This is a genomic window from Elstera litoralis (genome assembly GCF_000963705.1).
Classification (GTDB): Bacteria; Pseudomonadota; Alphaproteobacteria; order Elsterales; family Elsteraceae; genus Elstera; species Elstera litoralis.
This window is the reverse complement of the sequence record NZ_LAJY01000813.1, coordinates 1-984: the sequence shown is the minus strand read 5'-3', so window position 1 is coordinate 984 and position 984 is coordinate 1. Positions and strand designations below refer to the sequence as shown.

Genomic DNA, 984 nt, shown 5'->3' with positions numbered 1-984 from the left:
CCCTTAGCGCTATTTGGTGCCGAGCAGCAGATCGCCTTCCGCCCCGGCGCGCAAATGGCCGGTTGCGGCGTAATAGGCAAAGCCGATGGCAAACAGGCCGACGAACAGGCCGAAGACGATGAAATTGTAATAGATCATCGCGACAAGGCAGACGATGCCCGTCACCAGCGCAATCGCCGGGAAGATCGGGTATAGCGGGGCGATGTAGGGCCGCTCCAGGTTCGGCTCGCTCTGGCGCAGTTTGAACAGGCTGAGCATGCTCATGATATACATCACAATCGCGCCGAACACCGACATGGTGACGATATTCCCGGTCAAGGTGGTGCCATTGATCGTGATAAGATTATCCGAGAAAATCGCGGCAATCCCAATCACGCCGCCGGTGATAATGGCCCAATGGGGGGTTTTGCGCGTCGGGTGAACGGTGGAGAGCACGCCCGGCAGGAAACCCGCGCGCGACAGGGCGAAAATCTGGCGCGAATAGCCCATGATGATGCCGTGGAAGGAGGCGACGAGGCCCAGAATCCCAATCCACACCAGCATATGAAACCAGCCGGACGAATCCCCTACGACGGTTTTCATCGCCTGCGGCAGCGGATCGTTGATGTTGGACAGGGCTGTCCAATCGCCGACGCCGCCCGCGAAAATCATCGTGCCGAAGGCGAGGAAAACGAGCGTCAGAATCCCGGCGATATAGGCGCGCGGAACGATCTTCTTCGGCTCTTTCACTTCTTCCGCCGCCATAGCGGCACCTTCGATCGCGAGGAAGAACCAGATGGCGAAGGGGATCGCGGCAAAAATCCCGCCGATGGAGCCAATGGTAAAGGTGGATTCGCCCGCCCAACCGTTAGTGGTGAAATTGCTCCACTGGAAGCCGGGGGCGACGACGCCCATGAACACCAGCAGTTCAAAAACGGCGAGAATGGTCACGAACAGCTCGAACGTCGCGGCAATGCCAACGCCCGCGATATTCAGCCCCATGAA

General features: G+C 58.9%; 1 protein-coding gene. It reads right to left on the bottom strand.

The features are described from left to right. Positions 1-9: 9 nt before the first annotated feature. Positions 10-984: ethanolamine permease (gene eat / locus VZ95_RS19940; protein ID WP_045777422.1), on the bottom strand; the 975-nt coding region annotated here is incomplete at its 5' end.